Origin of the sequence: Bacillus andreraoultii, from assembly GCF_001244735.1 — a bacterium.
Lineage (GTDB): Bacteria > Bacillota > Bacilli > Bacillales > Caldibacillaceae > Caldifermentibacillus > Caldifermentibacillus andreraoultii.
Genome location: NZ_LN868936.1, coordinates 492,736 through 510,944, shown reverse-complemented (window position 1 = coordinate 510,944; position 18,209 = coordinate 492,736). Strand labels below are relative to the sequence as shown.

General features: G+C 36.7%; 17 protein-coding genes and 2 other annotated features. All 17 genes read left to right on the top strand.

Translation table 11 applies throughout. The features are described from left to right. Positions 1 to 1,109, top strand: a 1,109-nt coding sequence (locus BN2144_RS05515; RefSeq protein WP_033827309.1) for an IS1380 family transposase, incomplete at its 5' end; no start/stop codon positions are given. A gap of 256 nt (positions 1,110 to 1,365) precedes the next feature. Then, positions 1,366 to 1,599: a binding site (T-box leader), on the top strand. Between the two features lie 60 nt (positions 1,600 to 1,659). Continuing rightward, the gene (gene cysE / locus BN2144_RS05510; RefSeq protein ID WP_033827308.1) at positions 1,660 to 2,328 is read left to right on the top strand and encodes a serine O-acetyltransferase; all 669 of its coding nucleotides are present in this window, start codon (positions 1,660 to 1,662) and stop codon (positions 2,326 to 2,328) included. Then, a complete protein-coding gene (cysS, locus tag BN2144_RS05505; RefSeq protein ID WP_033827307.1) occupies positions 2,309 to 3,706 on the top strand; it encodes a cysteine--tRNA ligase in 1,398 nt (465 codons plus the stop codon). Before cysE ends, cysS begins: the two co-directional genes overlap by 20 nt. A gap of 3 nt (positions 3,707 to 3,709) precedes the next feature. Beyond that, a complete protein-coding gene (locus BN2144_RS05500; protein ID WP_033827306.1) occupies positions 3,710 to 4,135 on the top strand; it encodes a Mini-ribonuclease 3 in 426 nt (141 codons plus the stop codon). Continuing rightward, the gene (gene rlmB / locus BN2144_RS05495) at positions 4,128 to 4,865 is read left to right on the top strand and encodes a 23S rRNA (guanosine(2251)-2'-O)-methyltransferase RlmB (protein ID WP_033827305.1); all 738 of its coding nucleotides are present in this window, start codon (positions 4,128 to 4,130) and stop codon (positions 4,863 to 4,865) included. Before BN2144_RS05500 ends, rlmB begins: the two co-directional genes overlap by 8 nt. Before the next feature lie 4 nt (positions 4,866 to 4,869). Continuing rightward, positions 4,870 to 5,382 (top strand): NYN domain-containing protein, encoded by a 513-nt coding sequence (locus BN2144_RS05490; RefSeq protein ID WP_033827304.1) that lies wholly within the window; start codon positions 4,870 to 4,872, stop codon positions 5,380 to 5,382. Positions 5,383 to 5,451: 69 nt separating this feature from the next. After that, on the top strand, positions 5,452 to 6,114 hold the full coding sequence (sigH, locus tag BN2144_RS05485; RefSeq protein ID WP_033827303.1) for an RNA polymerase sporulation sigma factor SigH: 663 nt from the start codon (positions 5,452 to 5,454) through the stop codon (positions 6,112 to 6,114). Positions 6,115 to 6,259: 145 nt separating this feature from the next. After that, positions 6,260 to 6,406, top strand: a complete 147-nt coding sequence (gene rpmG / locus BN2144_RS19075; protein ID WP_075047803.1) for a 50S ribosomal protein L33 — start codon at positions 6,260 to 6,262, stop codon at positions 6,404 to 6,406. Positions 6,407 to 6,440: 34 nt separating this feature from the next. Next, positions 6,441 to 6,620, top strand: coding sequence for a preprotein translocase subunit SecE (gene secE / locus BN2144_RS05480; protein WP_033827302.1), 180 nt, complete (start codon positions 6,441 to 6,443; stop codon positions 6,618 to 6,620). Positions 6,621 to 6,754: 134 nt separating this feature from the next. After that, positions 6,755 to 7,288, top strand: a complete 534-nt coding sequence (nusG, locus tag BN2144_RS05475) for a transcription termination/antitermination protein NusG (RefSeq protein ID WP_033827301.1) — start codon at positions 6,755 to 6,757, stop codon at positions 7,286 to 7,288. 167 nt (positions 7,289 to 7,455) lie between these two features. After that, positions 7,456 to 7,881: a 50S ribosomal protein L11 gene (rplK, locus tag BN2144_RS05470; protein ID WP_033827300.1), complete on the top strand. Its 426-nt coding sequence runs from the start codon at positions 7,456 to 7,458 to the stop codon at positions 7,879 to 7,881. A gap of 105 nt (positions 7,882 to 7,986) precedes the next feature. Beyond that, a complete protein-coding gene (gene rplA / locus BN2144_RS05465; protein ID WP_033827299.1) occupies positions 7,987 to 8,676 on the top strand; it encodes a 50S ribosomal protein L1 in 690 nt (229 codons plus the stop codon). A 48-nt stretch (positions 8,677 to 8,724) separates the two neighbouring features. Further along, positions 8,725 to 8,890 (top strand) — a sequence feature (ribosomal protein L10 leader region). A 38-nt stretch (positions 8,891 to 8,928) separates the two neighbouring features. Next, a complete protein-coding gene (gene rplJ, locus BN2144_RS05460) occupies positions 8,929 to 9,429 on the top strand; it encodes a 50S ribosomal protein L10 (protein WP_033827310.1) in 501 nt (166 codons plus the stop codon). A gap of 71 nt (positions 9,430 to 9,500) precedes the next feature. After that, positions 9,501 to 9,866: a 50S ribosomal protein L7/L12 gene (gene rplL, locus BN2144_RS05455; protein WP_033827298.1), complete on the top strand. Its 366-nt coding sequence runs from the start codon at positions 9,501 to 9,503 to the stop codon at positions 9,864 to 9,866. A gap of 147 nt (positions 9,867 to 10,013) precedes the next feature. Then, complete coding sequence (locus tag BN2144_RS05450; protein ID WP_033827297.1) at positions 10,014 to 10,616, top strand: class I SAM-dependent methyltransferase; 603 nt, start codon at positions 10,014 to 10,016, stop codon at positions 10,614 to 10,616. Between the two features lie 233 nt (positions 10,617 to 10,849). Then, positions 10,850 to 14,407, top strand: a complete 3,558-nt coding sequence (gene rpoB / locus BN2144_RS05445) for a DNA-directed RNA polymerase subunit beta (RefSeq protein WP_033827296.1) — start codon at positions 10,850 to 10,852, stop codon at positions 14,405 to 14,407. Positions 14,408 to 14,535: 128 nt separating this feature from the next. Then, positions 14,536 to 18,138 carry a DNA-directed RNA polymerase subunit beta' gene (gene rpoC / locus BN2144_RS05440; protein ID WP_033827295.1) on the top strand — a complete coding sequence of 1,201 codons (3,603 nt, stop codon included), beginning with the start codon at positions 14,536 to 14,538 and terminating at the stop codon, positions 18,136 to 18,138. Positions 18,139 to 18,209: the final 71 nt, after the last annotated feature.

Genomic DNA, 18,209 nt, shown 5'->3' with positions numbered 1-18,209 from the left:
AAAAGATCTATCAAATCATTGCTGGATATTATGAAGATGACGCTGCCGATCAATTGACAAGGGATCCTGTTTTTACAGAAATTATTGATACACCAGCTCTCGCTTCTCAACCGAGCTTATCTCGTTTTTACACTCGATTTAACCAAGAATCGATTGATCATTTAAATCAAGCGAATCAAGAATTACGTGATAAAATTCATGCTTTTAGAAAATCGCAAGCTCTATTTATTGATTTAGATTCTACCCATTCTGATACGTATGGTAACCAAGAGTCATCCTCTTTCAATGCTCATTATGGAACTTTGGGATTTCATCCTTTAGTTGCCTTTGATGGAGCTACTGGCGACTTTTTGAAAGCGAAACTTCGCCCGGGAAACGTCTACACCTCCAATGGTGTGGTCGAATTTATTCAGCCTCTGATTGAACATTACAACGAAACATTCCCGGAAACGAGTTTGTTTCTTCGTGGGGACAGTGGATTTGCCGTGCCTGCCCTGTATGAACTGTGTGAGAGAGAATCGGTTTATTACGTTATTCGTTTAAAATCAAATGCACAATTAAAAAGTCTGGCGGAAGAGTATCATCCTACATCTGTACCTGAAGATGTTTCAAAAACAGAACGCTATTTTGAAGAAACCATTTACCAAGCAAAATCTTGGTTGAAACCTAGAAAGGTCATCATTCAATCTGTACGACCTGCGGGTGAACTGTTCTTTACGCATTCCTTTTTTGTCACCAATTTTGAAATCGCTTCTCCAAAAGATATCGTCCAAGCTTATCAAAAAAGAGGAACGATGGAGAATTACATCAAGGAAGCTAAAAATGGTTTTGGTTTCGATCGAATGAATAGCCATTCTTATCTTGTTAACGCGGTTAAGATGATATTGTCTCTTCTCGCTTATAACTTAACCAATTGGTTACGGACACTTTGCTTCCCAGAAGGGCAAAAGACGATGCAAATTGACACCATACGTACTCGGATCATCAAAGTAGCCAGTAGACTAGTAAAATCAGGCAGATCCCTTTATTTTAAGTTATCATCTAGCTTCGTTTATCAGAAATTCTTTTGGAACGTACTGGGTCGAATTCAAAAACTCCAGATTGAATAAACTTAAACATTGAGATTGATCTAACTGAAAAAAATATTTTTTTCGGTCAAGGGGGAAGTCTGCCCAAAATCAGACCCATTAAGGAAAAAAACTCAAATAATTGAACTCTAAATTGAGAAACTGTTCCTTTTTACCAAAGGTTCATGAAATTCCGGTTGAACACAGCTAAGATTTGTGAGCTATGAATATTTCAGGACAAAATTACTTTTAAACTAATGTATTCCTTTTCTAAGTTAAATCCAAACAATAATAGATTGTTAAAACGATGACGGGGAGAAGTAAATAATAATTCTTTCACAGAGAGGGTTACAAATGCTGAAAGTAACCTAAAGTAGTTATTATTGAAATGCATCCCGGAGTCCTTTATTGAAATAATTAGAGTAGATAAAGGCGGCTACCTTCCGTTATTAGGAAAAGTTGGGATAGAAGTGGTGAATGTTATACTTTTGTCCAAACAGAGTGGAACCGCGCAAAAATTAGCGTCTCTGTCTGAGTGACAGGGGCGTTTTTTTAATGGCAAAAAATAGGGTGGAGAATAGAGGGTGAGAAGATGTTTAAGCGGATGAAAGAAGATATCGAGGTCGTTTTTGAGCAAGACCCGGCAGCAAGAAGCTATATTGAAGTCCTTTTAACGTACTCTGGTTTACATGCTATTTGGTTTCATCGAATTGCCCACTGGTTGTTTAAGAAGAAACTTTTCTTTTTAGCGAGATGTATATCTCAATTTAGCCGTTTCTTAACGGGAATTGAAATTCATCCTGGAGCAAAAATTGGTAGGCGCTTCTTCATTGATCACGGAATGGGTGTTGTAATTGGGGAAACATGTGAGATTGGCGATAATGTGACCATTTACCAAGGTGTGACTCTTGGTGGTACGGGGAAAGAGAAAGGAAAGAGACACCCAACAATAAAAGATAATGTTCTTGTCGCGACAGGAGCAAAAGTTCTTGGTTCAATAACTGTGGGCGAAAATTCAAAAGTTGGAGCGGGTTCAGTCGTATTAAAAGATGTCCCTCCAAACGCAACAGTCGTTGGTATACCAGGTAGGGTGGTCATTCAAGATGGAGTAAAAATCAAAAAGGACTTGAATCATACGGATTTACCGGATCCAGTAGCTGATATATGTAAATCGATGCAATTGCAAATAAATGAATTGAAAGATGAAATTGAACAATTAAAGAAAGATAGGAGTTTGGAAAATGTCCATTCAAATCTATAATACATTGACACAGAGAAAAGAAGTATTTAAACCGATTGAAGATGGCAAAGTAAAAATGTATGTATGTGGTCCAACCGTCTATAATTATATTCATATTGGGAATGCGAGGCCAGCTATCGTTTTTGATACAGTACGTCGTTACCTTGAGTTTCGCGGTTACGAAGTGAATTATGTTTCAAATTTTACGGATGTTGATGACAAAATTATTAAGACTGCAAATGAAAATGGTGAAGATGTATTTTCTTTAGCTAACCGCTTTATTGATGCTTATTTTGAAGATGTATCTGCCCTCGGATGCATGGATGCAACCCATCATCCAAGGGTGACAGAAAATATGCAAACAATTATTGACTTTATTAATGAATTAGTGAAAAAAGACTATGCTTATGAATCGGATGGAGACGTATATTTCCGAACTAAAAAATTTAAAGAGTATGGTAAATTATCGCATCAATCGATTGATGATTTAAGACTAGGAACAAGAATTGAAGTGGGAGAGAAAAAGCATGACCCGCTCGACTTTGCCCTTTGGAAAGCGGCAAAACCAGGGGAAGTAAGTTGGGAAAGCCCATGGGGGAACGGTAGACCTGGATGGCATATCGAGTGCTCTGCAATGGCTCGGGAATATTTAGGAGATACGATTGACATCCATGCTGGAGGACAAGATTTATCCTTCCCACACCATGAAAATGAAATTGCCCAATCTGAAAGTTTAACTGGAAAACCGTTTGCTAATTATTGGATGCATAATGGCTATATTAATATTGATAATGAAAAGATGTCTAAGTCGTTAGGAAATTTTGTTTTAGTTCATGAGATTATTAAAAAGCATGATCCAAATGTATTACGTTATTTTATGTTATCCGTTCATTATCGCCATCCGATTAATTTTAGTGAAGAACTAATGAATAATGCAAAGGCTGGCCTTGAACGGTTACAAACATCTTATAAAAATTTAAAACATCGTCTTGATGTAAGTGCAAATCTAGCTGATCATGATCAAAAATGGTTGGACGAAATAAGTAAATATAACGAGCAATTTGTAACGGAAATGGATGATGATTTCAACACAGCAAATGCAATTTCTATCCTTTTTGAATTGTCGAAATCAGCAAACTATTACTTAATGGAACAAAACACTTCAACCAAGGTGATTGAAGCATATATTCAATCTTTTGAGCAGTTTTTCAATGTTCTAGGGCTTTCTTTAGAAAAAGATGAGTTGCTAGATGAAGAAATTGAACAACTAATTACGAAAAGAAACAAAGCGAGGGAAAATCGCGATTTCCAAACTTCGGATGAAATTCGTGATCAATTAAAAGCAATGAATATTATTTTAGAAGATACACCTCATGGAACGCGTTGGAAAAGGGGTTAATGCATGTTAATTAATGAATTTGTAAAGGACCCAAAAACGTTAAATAGTTTAGCCCTTGCCTATATTGGTGATGCCGTATATGAAGTATATGTTCGGCGTCACCTGTTAAAAAAGGGTGAAGTAAAGCCAAACTTATTGCAAAAAAAGGCCACTCAGTACGTCTCAGCAAAAGCGCAAAATGCTGTAATTCACGCATTTTTAGAAGAAGAGTTATTGACAGAAGAGGAAGTTAATGTTGTAAAAAGGGGTAGAAATGCAAAGAGCCATACATCACCAAAAAATACAGACATACAAACATATCGCTATAGTACGGCCTTTGAGGCGCTAATCGGTTATCTGTTCTTATCACAAAATTACGAACGATTAGAAGAACTAATTCAAATGGCCTTATTAAAAGCAGAAGAAAGATGGGGTGATCATCATGGATAATTATATTACTGGGAAAAATCCAGTATTAGAAGCAATTAAATCGAGTCGAGAAATAAATAAAATTTGGATTGGTGAAGGTTCTCAAAGAGGCGCTATGCAGCCAATCATAAAAGCAGCAAAGGAAAATGGAATTATCGTTCAGTTTGTACCAAAGAAAAAACTAGATGAAATGGTCGAAGGAAATCACCAAGGCGTTGTCGCACAGGTTGCGGCTTATCAATATTATGAACTCGATGAACTATTCAAACGGGCTGAATCTCGGGGAGAAGATCCATTTTTTCTAATCTTGGATGAGATTGAAGACCCACATAATTTAGGTTCAATTATGAGAACAGCGGATGCAAGTGGTGTTCATGGTATAATTATACCGAAACGACGATCTGTTGGCCTAACAACAACAGTTGCCAAAGCATCAACTGGTGCTATTGAGCATGTTCCTGTTGTTCGGGTAACAAATATTGCAAGAACAATTGATGAACTTAAAGAAAAAGGTGTCTGGATTGCGGGAACAGATGCATTAGGAAAAATGGATTATCGAGAAATAGACGGATCATTACCAATTGCATTAATTATCGGTAGTGAAGGAAAGGGAATAAGCCGGTTACATAAAGAAAAATGTGATTTTCTATTACAACTGCCAATGAAGGGGCATGTTACATCATTAAATGCATCAGTCGCAGCTGCACTTCTAATGTATGAAATTTATCGTAAACGATCTCCGTTAAGGTAATAAAATGGACATACTCATTGTTGATGGCTATAACATGATTGGAGCATGGCCTGAATTACAAAAATTAAAGAATAGTGATTTTGCAGCTGCCCGTGACTTATTAATAGAAAAAATGGCCGAGTATCAGGGGTATACAGGTACAAAGGTTATTGTGGTTTTTGACGCTTATATCGCTAAAGGGATAGAACAAAAATATAAAAATTATAACGTAGATGTGATATACACAAAAGAAAAGGAAACGGCAGATGAAAAAATAGAAAAATTAGCGACACAATTAACAAATCGCACAACGAAAGTATTTGTTGCAACATCAGACTATGCAGAACAGTGGCAAATCTTCGGACAAGGGGCATTTCGAAAATCAGCGAGAGAATTATACAATGAAATAAACGATATTGAAAAGGGTATTAATCAAAATATGAAAGAAATCAAACATGGACAACCAGTTTCAAAGATTCCCTTATCAAAGGAGGTTCTGGATTTTTTTGAAAAATTCAGAAGAGGGGAAGGAAGCTAGTTGACGCTTTAAATTTAGCTAATGTATAATGTACCTAACAATCGCAACAAGGGGTCGGGGTGATTTTCGTTGAGGGAAAACAAAAGTATAAACGACAGCAATCATTATGTACACCTAGAAGATGAACAACTGATTGAACTCGTTCACCAAGGAGATAGTGAGGCACTTGACTATTTAATTCATAAATACCGTCAGTTTGTTCGCGCAAAAGCAAGATCATACTTTTTAATAGGTGCGGATAGAGAAGATATTGTTCAAGAAGGTATGATAGGCTTGTTTAAAGCAATTCGCGATTATAAAGATGATAAAATGGCATCTTTTAAAGCGTTTGCTGAACTATGCATTACACGACAAATTATAACAGCAATAAAGACGGCAACACGACAAAAACATATTCCCCTCAATTCATATATTTCATTGGACAAGCCTGTTTATGATGAGGAGTCAGATCGGACACTAATGGATATGTTAAAGGGTTCAAAATCATTAGACCCTGAAGAATTAATAATAAACCAAGAAGAATTTGATCACATTGAAGTAAAGATGACCGAATTACTTAGTGATTTAGAGCGGGAAGTACTTTCTTTGTATTTAGACGGGCAATCTTATCAAGAAATTTCCGAAATGTTAAATCGCCATGTAAAGTCTATTGATAACGCCCTTCAACGTGTGAAAAGAAAACTCGAGAAGTATATAGAATCAAAGGAAATCACATTAAAGGAATTGAATTAATAATCATATTTTAGGTTTACGATATGGCTTTTTGATATGACTAGTTAGGGATATTGACCTAAGAAGTGATTGACATGATAATCGTTTACATGTTAAAGTTTCTTAGATGGATTAGTTAAAATTTAAATAACGTTGGTGTGATCATATGCCGAAAAAAATTGTATTAGCTTGTTCTGTTTGTGGATGTAGAAACTATAAGACGACTGAATCGAATGACAGTAAACAAGTCCGCTTAGAACTAAAAAAGTATTGTCCAAACTGCCAAATGCATACGGTCCATCGACAAGCATAAATCGAGTAATTATCCCGTTTTTTGGAGGTTTGACATGCAAAAGATTAGCAAGTTTTTCCGAAACGTTACTGAAGAAATGCGAAAAGTTAGATGGCCGCACCGGAAAGAGTTAACAAAGTATACGATTACGGTAATAACTACTTTGTTATTTTTTACCTTATTTTTCACATTAGTGGATCTTGGTATAACACAAATTATCGAGTTATTCCTATAATTATGTGAATAAGAAGTTCATCCTTTGTTATAATGGTAATGAACAATGCAAAAACCCGGTTGTCGGGTTTTTTCGTTATCTATACAGTTATTCTACTTTAATCTAGGGAGGGAAGGACGATTTAGTCCTCTTTAATGGAAAAAAATTGGTATGTAGTCCATACGTATTCAGGTTATGAAAATAAAGTTAAAACAAACTTAGAAAAACGAGTTGAATCAATGGCAATGCAAGATAAAATATTCCGAGTGATTGTACCTGAGGAAGAAGAAACAGAAATTAAAAATGGTAAGTCTAAAGTTGTTAAAAAGAAAGTGTTCCCAGGATACGTACTAGTTGAATTAATCATGACGGACGATTCATGGTACGTAGTGAGAAATACACCTGGAGTAACAGGATTTGTCGGTTCAACAGGTTCTGGTTCCAAACCAACACCACTATTACCTGAGGAAGTTCACACATTATTAAAACGAATGGGTATTGATGAAAAACGTGTAGAGGTTGATGTGGAAATTGGGGAGTCGGTGAAGGTCGTTGAAGGACCGTTTACGAACTTTACTGGAAATGTAGAAGAAATTGATCGAGATAAAGCAAAGGTAAAAGTTTTGGTAAATATGTTCGGTCGAGATACACCTGTAGAATTAGATTTTTCTCAAATTGAAAAAATATAATATATGAATAACTTGAAAAACTCGTGAGAATTTGGTACTATTTTTAAGTCGGTATGTCTCTTAGTGAGATTGACAATGGTTTAGCACTATTGTAATATATATGCTATGTATTTGAGTGGGAGGGTTTAACCCAATTACCACATCACGGACTTAAGGAGGTGTGTCTCGTGGCTAAAAAAGTCATCAAATTAGTTAAACTACAAATTCCAGCAGGTAAAGCGAATCCTGCGCCACCAGTCGGTCCTGCATTAGGTCAAGCTGGCGTTAACATTATGGGATTTTGTAAAGAATTCAACGCTCGTACAGCTGATCAAGCTGGTTTGATTATACCGGTAGAAATTACAGTTTATGAAGATCGTTCATTTACTTTTATTACTAAAACACCACCTGCAGCAGTTCTACTTAAAAAAGCAGCTGGTATTGAATCAGGATCCGGTGAACCAAACCGTAATAAAGTTGCAACAGTTAAACGTGATAAAGTGCGTGAAATTGCTGAAACAAAAATGCCTGATTTAAATGCGGCTAGTGTAGAAGCGGCCATGAAAATGGTTGAAGGTACTGCACGCAGTATGGGTATAACGATTGAAGATTAATTGTTCTTTTTGAGAGGTTGCGGCGTTTTGTATGACAAATATTTAGTCGCAACCTCTATTCGTGGGAGGTCCCAACCGTTAAAACCACAATTAAGGAGGATTATTATGGCTAAAAGAGGTAAAAAATATATCGAAGCTGTTAAGTTAATTGACCGTTCAACAGCTTATGAGGGAAAAGAAGCTATAGAATTATTGAAGAAAACAAATTATGTAAATTTTGATGCATCTGTAGAAGTTGCATTTCGTTTAGGCGTAGATCCTAGAAAAAATGACCAACAAATTCGTGGTGCTGTCGTTTTACCAAATGGTACAGGTAAAACTCAACGTGTACTTGTATTTGCTAAAGGTGAAAAAGCAAAAGAAGCAGAAGCAGCTGGTGCTGACTATGTAGGTGACGCAGATTACGTTCATAAAATCCAACAAGGTTGGTTAGAATTTGATGTGATCGTTGCTACACCTGATATGATGGCTGAAGTTGGTAAATTAGGTCGTATCTTAGGACCTAAAGGTTTAATGCCAAACCCTAAGACAGGTACAGTTACATTTGATGTTGCTCGTGCGATTAACGAAATTAAAGCTGGTAAAGTTGAATATCGTGTAGATAAAGCAGGGAATGTTCACGTTCCTATCGGTAAAATCTCATTTGATAATGAAAAACTTTACGAAAACTTAGCTACAATGGTAGAAACAATTAATAAAGTGAAACCTGCCGCTGCTAAAGGAACATACTTGAAAAATGTAACAATTAGCTCAACAATGGGACCTGGAATTAAAGTTGATCCAACTTCATTTTAATAAGTTCTTGACATTTGAAATATAGATATGATATTATTTCATTCGTTAGTTAAATAAACATTTATACCGTAGACAGTAGGTGCTAATGTCTTTAGCTTAATTTCCTGCCGAGGTAAAAACATAGAATGTAGTAAATTACTATTAAATAGTGATTTGTTTAAAATGCTATGTAAACCTCCTTGTCTACTAGATAAGGAGGTTTTTTGGTAGATGACCGGTATAGATGTTCATCATCAATTAGGAGGTGTAGGTATGTCTAGTGTTCTTGAACAAAAGAAACAAATCGTTGACGAAATTACTGGTAAATTCAAAAACAGTGTATCAACAATTGTTGTTGATTACCGAGGGCTAAATGTTGCTGAAGTAACAGAACTTCGTAAACAACTTCGTGAAGCTGGCGTAGAATTTAAAGTTTATAAAAACTCATTAACTCGCAGAGCTGCTGAAGCTGCTGAGTTGAATGGCTTAACAGATGTTCTTACAGGACCAAATGCAGTTGCATTCAGTACGGACGATGTGATTGCTCCTGCAAAAATTTTAAATGACTTTGCTAAAAACCATGAAGCATTGGAAATCAAAGCGGGTGTCATCGAAGGTAATGTATCAACTGTTGAAGAAATTAAAGCTCTTGCAGAACTACCTTCAAGAGAAGGCTTGCTTTCTATGTTGCTTAGCGTTCTTCAAGCTCCAATTCGCAACTTTGCTCTTGCTACAAAAGCAGTTGCTGATCAAAAAGAAGAACAAGGTGCTTAAATTTAGCTAGTTAAATATTGAAATCTAATTGCGACACAAAAATATATATTATAAATTAGGAGGAAAAACTAATGACTAAAGAACAAATCATTGAAGCTGTTAAAAATATGACAGTTTTAGAATTAAATGACTTAGTAAAAGCAATTGAAGAAGAATTTGGTGTAACTGCTGCTGCTCCTGTAGCTGTAGCTGGTGGCGCTGTTGCAGGTGCTGCTGCTGAAGAAAAAACTGAATTTGATGTAGTTTTAACTGAAGCAGGTGCACAAAAAATTAAAGTTATTAAAGTTGTTCGTGAAATCACTGGACTTGGACTTAAAGAAGCAAAAGAACTTGTTGACAATACTCCAAAACCAGTTAAAGAAGGTGCTTCTAAAGAAGAAGCTGAAGAAATTAAAGCAAAACTTGAAGAAGTTGGAGCTGGCGTTGAAGTTAAATAATTTAACTTCTTTGCAATTTTGCATGACTTCGATATAAAAAGCTCGCTATAGTAAGCGAGCTTTTTTTAAAATCTAAAGTTTAACTAAAAAAAGCAAATCCACAAATTCAATCATCCTACCAAATAGACTTGTGAAGAGGTGATGACCATGGCTGATCATTATTATACCCGTAAACCAACTATTGCTAGTGAGCCAATCTATTGGTCTTATCAACTTAAGGGTAGTACCTTTAATTTTAAAACAGATCGTGGAGTATTTTCTAAAGGTGAAGTAGACTACGGTTCAAGGTTACTAATTAGTTTTTTTGAGCTACCCGAAATTGAAGGACCAATTTTAGATGTAGGTTGTGGTTATGGCCCCATTGGGCTCGCGTTAGCCCGTTCATTTCCTAATAGATCTGTACATATGATAGACATTAATGAAAGAGCATTACAATTGGCAAAGGAAAATGCCGAAAATAATAGAATTAAAAACATTAATATATATGAAAGTGACGGTTATGAAGGAGTTACTGAAAATAACTTTGCAGCAATCGTAACGAATCCGCCAATTCGAGCAGGAAAAAAAGTTGTTATGGATATAATCGCAAACAGTGTTAATCATTTGCGAGATAGCGGTGAATTGTGGGTGGTTATTCAAAAAAAGCAAGGAGCACCATCAGTTAAAAAAAGATTGGAAGAAATATATTCAGTTGTAGATGTAGTTAAAAGGGATAAAGGTTACTATATAATTAGAGCAAAAAAGGTTTGACTCTATTGAAAGTTTGTGTTAACATAATTTAATGCCAATATGTATTTACCTATTTAACCAAATTTTACATAAATATTTGTATATATTATTGTAAATTAGGCGAAGATAGTATAAATAAAGACTACGTTTTTTTGTGGTTTTCAATGGAAACCCTTTTTATTTTTGTACTTATGTAATAAGAATGTTATTATGGTTTTTGGCAGTTTAAAACGTTGATTTGAGGGGTGAATCAGTTGACAGGTCAACTAGTTCAGTATGGGCGGCACCGCAAGCGGAGAAGCTATGCAAGAATACGTGAAGTTTTAGAATTACCAAATCTCGTCGAAATACAAACTGCATCGTATCAATGGTTTCTAGATGAAGGTTTGCGGGAGATGTTCCAAGATATTTCTCCTATTGAGGATTTCACAGGTAATTTGTCACTAGAGTTCATTGATTATGAGTTAGGTGAACCGAAATACGATGTGGATGAATCGAAAGAACGCGATGTTACATATGCAGCACCTTTAAGAGTGAAAGTGCGTTTAGTTAATAAAGAGACTGGAGAAGTAAAAGACCAAGATGTATTCATGGGTGATTTTCCACTTATGACGGAAACAGGTACCTTTATTATTAATGGTGCTGAACGGGTTATTGTATCTCAGTTAGTTCGTTCTCCTAGTGTCTATTATAATGCAAAAGTTGATAAAAATGGTCGGAGAGGATACAGTGCGACAGTGATTCCAAACCGTGGTGCATGGTTGGAATATGAGACGGACGCAAAAGATGTTGTATACGTTCGTATCGATCGTACACGTAAATTACCAATAACAGTTTTACTAAGAGCATTAGGTTTTGGTTCTGACCAGGAAATTATTGACCTTATTGGTGATAATGAGTACTTACGTAATACGCTTGAAAAAGATAATACAGATAACACAGAAAAGGCACTAATTGAAATATATGAACGACTACGACCAGGTGAACCGCCAACTGTAGAAAATGCGAAGAGCCTTTTAATCTCTCGCTTCTTTGATCCAAAACGCTATGACTTGGCAAGTGTTGGTCGTTATAAAATGAACAAGAAATTGCACATATCTAACCGCTTATTCGGTCAAACATTAGCTGAAACATTAGTTGATTCTGAGACTGGTGAAATTATTGCTGAAGCAGGCACAGTACTAGATCGACGTACGCTTGATCGAATTATGCCTTATGTAGAAAAAGGAATTGGTTTTAAACAATTTAATCCAGTTAGCGGCGTGTTAGAAGATGAAATTTTAATTCAATCTATTAAAGTATATGCTCCAAATGATGATTCGAATAAAGAAATTAATATCATTGGAAATGCGAATATCACTGAACAGGTGAAGCATATTACTCCAGCTGATATTATTTCATCGATTAGTTACTTCTTTAATCTACTTCATCAAGTAGGACGCACAGATGATATTGACCATCTTGGAAATCGTCGTTTACGTTCTGTTGGTGAATTATTACAAAATCAATTTCGTATTGGCTTATCTAGGATGGAACGTGTTGTTCGCGAAAGAATGTCCATTCAAGATACAAACACCATTACACCACAACAATTAATTAATATTCGTCCAGTTATTGCGGCAATTAAAGAATTCTTTGGTAGTTCACAGTTGTCTCAATTTATGGACCAAACAAACCCATTAGCTGAACTTACTCATAAGAGACGTTTATCTGCACTTGGACCAGGTGGATTAACTAGAGAACGGGCAGGGATGGAAGTCCGTGACGTTCACTATTCCCACTATGGAAGAATGTGTCCAATTGAAACTCCAGAAGGTCCAAATATTGGGTTGATAAACTCATTATCTACATTTGCGAAAGTTAATAAGTTTGGATTTATTGAAACACCTTATCGAAAAGTAGATCATGAAACTGGAAAAGTTACAGATGAGATTCATTATATGACAGCCGATGAAGAGGATAACTATGTTGTCGCTCAAGCAAATGCAAAGGTTGATAATGACGGCAATTTCCTTGAAGAAGAAGTGTTTGCGAGATTCCGCGGTGAAAACTTAGTTGTTACTGTTGATCGAGTAGATTTCATGGATGTTTCACCAAAACAAGTAGTATCAGCAGCGACTGCATGTATTCCGTTCTTAGAAAACGATGACTCAAACCGTGCCTTAATGGGAGCAAATATGCAACGGCAAGCTGTTCCATTGTTGGTTCCTGAAGCACCGATTGTTGGTACAGGTATGGAACACGTGAATGCTCGTGATTCAGGTGCAGCGGTTATTTGTAAACATGACGGTATTGTAGAACATGTAGAAGGAAATGAAATCCGTGTTCGTCGTATTATGACAATTGATGGGCAAGAAGTACGTGGAGATATCGACCGCTATAAAGTGCATAAATTTACTCGTTCTAATAATGGAATGTCCTTTAACCAAAGACCGATTGTATCTCAAGGTGATCGTGTGACAAAAGGTGAGATTTTAGCCGATGGTCCTTCGATGGAGAAGGGGGAAATGGCTTTAGGTCGAAATCCACTAGTAGCGTTTATGACTTGGGAAGGTTATAACTACGAAGACGCGATTATCATGAGTGAACGGTTAGTAAAAAATGACGTTTATACTTCTGTTCATATTGAAGAATATGAATCTGAGTCTAGAGATACGAAACTTGGACCAGAAGAAATTACAAGAGATATCCCGAATGTTGGGGAAGATGCTCTCCGCAATTTAGATGAACGTGGAATCATTCGAATTGGTGCAGAAGTAAAAGATGGTGATTTACTTGTAGGGAAAGTTACACCAAAAGGAGTAACTGAACTTACAGCAGAAGAACGTCTTTTACACGCAATCTTTGGTGAAAAGGCGAGAGAAGTTCGTGATACATCGCTACGTGTGCCACATGGTGGTGGAGGAATTGTGCTTGATGTTAAAGTCTTCAATCGAGAAGACGGAGATGAATTACCACCAGGCGTTAATCAATTAGTACGTGTCTATATTGTTCAAAAACGTAAAATCCGTGTTGGAGATAAAATGGCCGGACGTCACGGAAATAAAGGTGTTATTTCACGTATTTTACCTGAAGAAGATATGCCATTTTTACCAGACGGAACACCTGTTGATATCATGTTGAATCCACTTGGTGTACCATCACGGATGAACATTGGGCAAGTCTTGGAATTACATCTAGGTATTGCTGCGAGAACATTAGGCATTCATGTTGCTACACCTGTATTTGATGGAGCGACTGAAGACGATGTTTGGGATACACTGGAAGAGGCAGGTCTTGCACGCGATGGTAAAACAGTCCTATACGATGGTAGAACTGGAGAGCCTTTTGACAATAGAGTTTCAGTCGGTATTATGTATATGATTAAATTAGCCCACATGGTCGATGATAAGCTCCATGCCCGTTCTACTGGACCATATTCACTTGTGACGCAACAGCCTCTTGGAGGTAAAGCGCAATTTGGTGGACAACGGTTCGGTGAAATGGAAGTATGGGCACTTGAAGCATATGGAGCAGCATATACACTTCAAGAAATCTTAACTGTAAAATCAGACGACATTGTCGGTCGGGTTAAAACATACGAAGCAATTGTAAAAGGTGAAAATGTACCAGAACCAGGTGTACCTGAATCATTTAAAGTATTAATGAAGGAATTACAAAGCCTAGGATTAGATGTTAAAATCTTATCCGGAAGTCAACAAGAAATCGACATGAAAGATCTTGAAGACGATGATGATTTTCAACAGGCAGATGCTTTAAATATACAATCGGATAATAATAAAGAATCTGAAAAAGTAGGTGTCACCGAGTAGAAAAAATGAAAAACTCAATACAAACAGATCTCTTTTATATAAATGAGATGGCTGTGTATTGGGTTTTTCTTTCCATCTGGAAATATATTGCAATACGGGATATCCCTTATGAATAGGAGGTCGGCATCTTGCTAGACGTGAACAATTTTGAATATATGAAGATTGGTCTAGCTTCACCAGATAAAATTCGTTCTTGGTCATACGGTGAAGTAAAAAAGCCAGAAACAATTAACTACCGTACATTAAAACCAGAAAAGGATGGACTGTTTTGCGAACGAATCTTTGGTCCTACAAAAGACTGGGAATGTCACTGTGGAAAGTATAAACGTGTACGTTATAAAGGTGTTGTCTGTGATCGTTGTGGTGTCGAAGTCACTCGTTCAAAAGTACGTCGTGAACGAATGGGGCATATTGAGTTAGCAGCACCCGTTTCACATATTTGGTACTTTAAAGGTATACCAAGTAGAATGGGACTTGTACTTGATATGTCACCAAGAGCTCTTGAAGAAGTTATTTACTTTGCATCATACGTTGTAACAGAACCAGGAAATACATCATTAGAGAAAAAACAATTACTATCTGAAAAGGAATATCGTTCTTATCGTGAAAAATATGGGAACAAGTTCCAAGCTGGTATGGGTGCAGAGGCAATCAAAAAGCTCCTACAAGATGTAGATCTTGATAAAGAGAGTACCACACTAAGAGAAGAACTTAAAACAGCTCAAGGACAAAGAAGAACGCGTGCCATTAAACGTTTGGAAGTCATTGAAGCATTTCGTAATTCAGGAAATGAACCGTCATGGATGATTCTTGATGTACTTCCTGTTATTCCACCAGAATTACGCCCTATGGTTCAACTTGATGGTGGTCGTTTTGCAACATCTGACTTAAATGACTTATATCGCCGCGTTATTAATAGAAATAACCGTTTAAAACGTCTGCTTGACCTTGGTGCACCTAGTATTATTGTTCAAAACGAAAAACGGATGCTACAAGAAGCTGTAGACGCATTAATTGATAATGGACGTCGTGGTAGACCAGTTACAGGACCAGGAAACCGTCCGCTAAAATCTCTATCTCATATGTTGAAAGGGAAACAAGGCCGTTTCCGTCAAAACTTACTTGGTAAACGGGTTGACTATTCGGGTCGTTCGGTTATCGTTGTTGGTCCAAACTTAAAAATGTATCAATGTGGACTACCAAAAGAAATGGCAATTGAACTATTCAAACCATTCGTCATGAAGGAATTAGTAGCAAAAGGTTTAGCTCATAACATAAAATCAGCAAAACGTAAAATAGAGCGATTAAGCCCAGAAATTTGGGACGTATTAGAAGAAGTTATTAAAGAACACCCAGTACTGTTAAACCGTGCACCAACTTTACACAGACTTGGTATTCAAGCATTTGAACCTACACTCGTTGAAGGTCGAGCAATTCGCCTGCATCCGTTAGTATGTACTGCGTATAACGCTGACTTTGATGGAGACCAAATGGCTGTCCACGTTCCGTTATCTGCAGAAGCACAAGCAGAAGCGCGTTTACTAATGTTGGCTGCACAAAACATCTTAAATCCGAAAGATGGTAAACCAGTTGTTACTCCATCTCAAGATATGGTATTAGGTAACTATTATTTAACATTGGAAAGAAAAAATGCAGTGGGTGAAGGTTTGATCTTTAAAGATCGTAACGAAGCCCTTATTGCCTATCAAAATGGCTATGTACACTTACACACTAGGGTAGCAGTTCATGCTGGATCTTTAGAAAACCCAACTTTTACAGAAGAACAAAACAAAATGTTACTTCTTACAACGGTTGGTAAATTAATATTTAATGAAATTTTACCAAAATCATTCCCATATATAAATGAACCGACTTCAACAAATTTAGAAGTGGAGACACCAGCTAAATACTTTGTCCACCCTACTGAAAATGTTAAAGAAATCTTTGAGGAGAGAGAGTTAATCACTCCATTTAAGAAAGGGTATTTAGGTAAAATAATTGCTGAAGTATTTAAACGATATAAAATTACTGAAACATCAAAAATGCTTGACCGAATGAAAGATCTCGGTTTTAAATACTCAACAAAAGCTGGCATTACAATCAGTGTGGCCGATATCATTGTGCTTCCACAAAAATATGAAATTTTGGAAGAGGCACAAAAGAAAGTTGATAATGTACAAAAGCAATTTAGGAGAGGGTTAATTACTGAGGATGAACGGTATGATCGCGTCATTTCCATTTGGAGTGCTGCTAAGGATGTCATCCAAAGTAAGCTTATGGAATCACTTGATAACTTTAACCCAATCTTTATGATGAGTGATTCAGGTGCTCGGGGTAATGCTTCCAACTTTACACAGCTCGCTGGAATGCGTGGATTGATGGCAAACCCGGCCGGTCGAATTATCGAGTTACCTATTAAATCAAGTTTCCGTGAAGGTTTAACAGTACAAGAGTACTTCATTTCTACTCACGGTGCCCGTAAAGGTCTTGCAGATACAGCACTTAAGACGGCTGACTCTGGTTATTTAACAAGACGTCTTGTTGATGTTGCTCAGGACGTAATTGTGCGTGAAGAAGACTGTGGTACAGATCGAGGTATTTTAGTTTCTGCTATCATGGAAGGAACAGAAGTCATTGAACCATTAGAAGAACGTCTTGAAGGTCGTTATTCTAGAAAAACAATAAAACATCCAACAACAGGGAAAATTATTGCAAAACAAAACGATTTAATCACTGAAGATATTGCAAAGGAAATTACAAATGCAGGTATTACTTCAGTTTGGATTCGTTCCGCATTTACATGTAATACGAAACATGGTGTATGTAAAAAATGTTATGGTTACAACTTGGCTACTGGACAAGAGGTTGAAGTTGGTGAAGCAGTAGGTATTATTGCTGCACAATCAATCGGTGAACCTGGTACACAGTTAACGATGCGTACATTCCATACAGGTGGAGTTGCCGGAGACGATATTACACAAGGTCTTCCACGGGTTCAAGAGCTATTTGAGGCCCGTAATCCAAAAGGGCAAGCCGTCATTACTGAAATTGATGGTGAAATTACTTCGATTGGTGAAGGTAAAGATCGTCAACAGGAAATTGTTGTATCTGGGCGGATTGAGACACGAACATACAATGCTCCATACACAGCGCGTCTTAAAGTATCAGTAGGAGATATGGTAAAACGTGGTCAAGAACTAACAGAAGGTTCCATCGATCCGAAAGAGTTATTGAAAGTGACAGATGTGCAATCTGTACAACAATACTTACTCCATGAAGTTCAACGCGTATATCGTATGCAAGGTGTTGAAATTGGCGATAAACATATCGAAGTAATGGTTCGTCAAATGTTAAGAAAAGTGCGTGTAATTGATTCTGGTGATACCGATGTTTTACCAGGTACTTTATTGGATATTCATCAATTTACTGAAGCTAATACACAAGCTTTACTTGAAGGGAAAATTCCAGCAACAGGTAAACCAGTACTTCTTGGTATTACAAAAGCGTCACTTGAAACTGATTCGTTCCTATCTGCAGCTTCCTTCCAAGAGACAACAAGAGTTCTTACAGATGCTGCAATTAAAGGTAAACAAGACGAACTTCTTGGATTGAAAGAGAATGTAATTATTGGTAAGCTCGTTCCTGCAGGTACAGGTATGCAAATGTATCGCAAAACGAAATTCAAGAAAGCAACTGAAACTGAAGAACAACCAGTAACTGTTGAACAATAGAGAAATAATCATTTTGGATTGTTAAAAAAGTTATAAGTAACGTGCCTAGTATAAACTTTGGTGATTGTTGA

What these genes read in the sequence shown, in the direction of transcription:
- BN2144_RS05500 (WP_033827306.1), top strand. Translation starts at nt 3,710, where the DNA reads ATGTTAATTAATGAATTTGTAAAGGACCCAAAAACGTTAAATAGTTTA.
- BN2144_RS05450 (WP_033827297.1), top strand. Translation starts at nt 10,014, where the DNA reads ATGGCTGATCATTATTATACCCGTAAACCAACTATTGCTAGTGAGCCA.
- nusG (WP_033827301.1), top strand. Translation starts at nt 6,755, where the DNA reads ATGGAAAAAAATTGGTATGTAGTCCATACGTATTCAGGTTATGAAAAT.
- rplJ (WP_033827310.1), top strand. Translation starts at nt 8,929, where the DNA reads ATGTCTAGTGTTCTTGAACAAAAGAAACAAATCGTTGACGAAATTACT.
- cysS (WP_033827307.1), top strand. Translation starts at nt 2,309, where the DNA reads ATGTCCATTCAAATCTATAATACATTGACACAGAGAAAAGAAGTATTT.
- cysE (WP_033827308.1), top strand. Translation starts at nt 1,660, where the DNA reads ATGTTTAAGCGGATGAAAGAAGATATCGAGGTCGTTTTTGAGCAAGAC.
- BN2144_RS05490 (WP_033827304.1), top strand. Translation starts at nt 4,870, where the DNA reads ATGGACATACTCATTGTTGATGGCTATAACATGATTGGAGCATGGCCT.
- rplL (WP_033827298.1), top strand. Translation starts at nt 9,501, where the DNA reads ATGACTAAAGAACAAATCATTGAAGCTGTTAAAAATATGACAGTTTTA.
- rlmB (WP_033827305.1), top strand. Translation starts at nt 4,128, where the DNA reads ATGGATAATTATATTACTGGGAAAAATCCAGTATTAGAAGCAATTAAA.
- rplA (WP_033827299.1), top strand. Translation starts at nt 7,987, where the DNA reads ATGGCTAAAAGAGGTAAAAAATATATCGAAGCTGTTAAGTTAATTGAC.
- rpmG (WP_075047803.1), top strand. Translation starts at nt 6,260, where the DNA reads ATGCCGAAAAAAATTGTATTAGCTTGTTCTGTTTGTGGATGTAGAAAC.
- secE (WP_033827302.1), top strand. Translation starts at nt 6,441, where the DNA reads ATGCAAAAGATTAGCAAGTTTTTCCGAAACGTTACTGAAGAAATGCGA.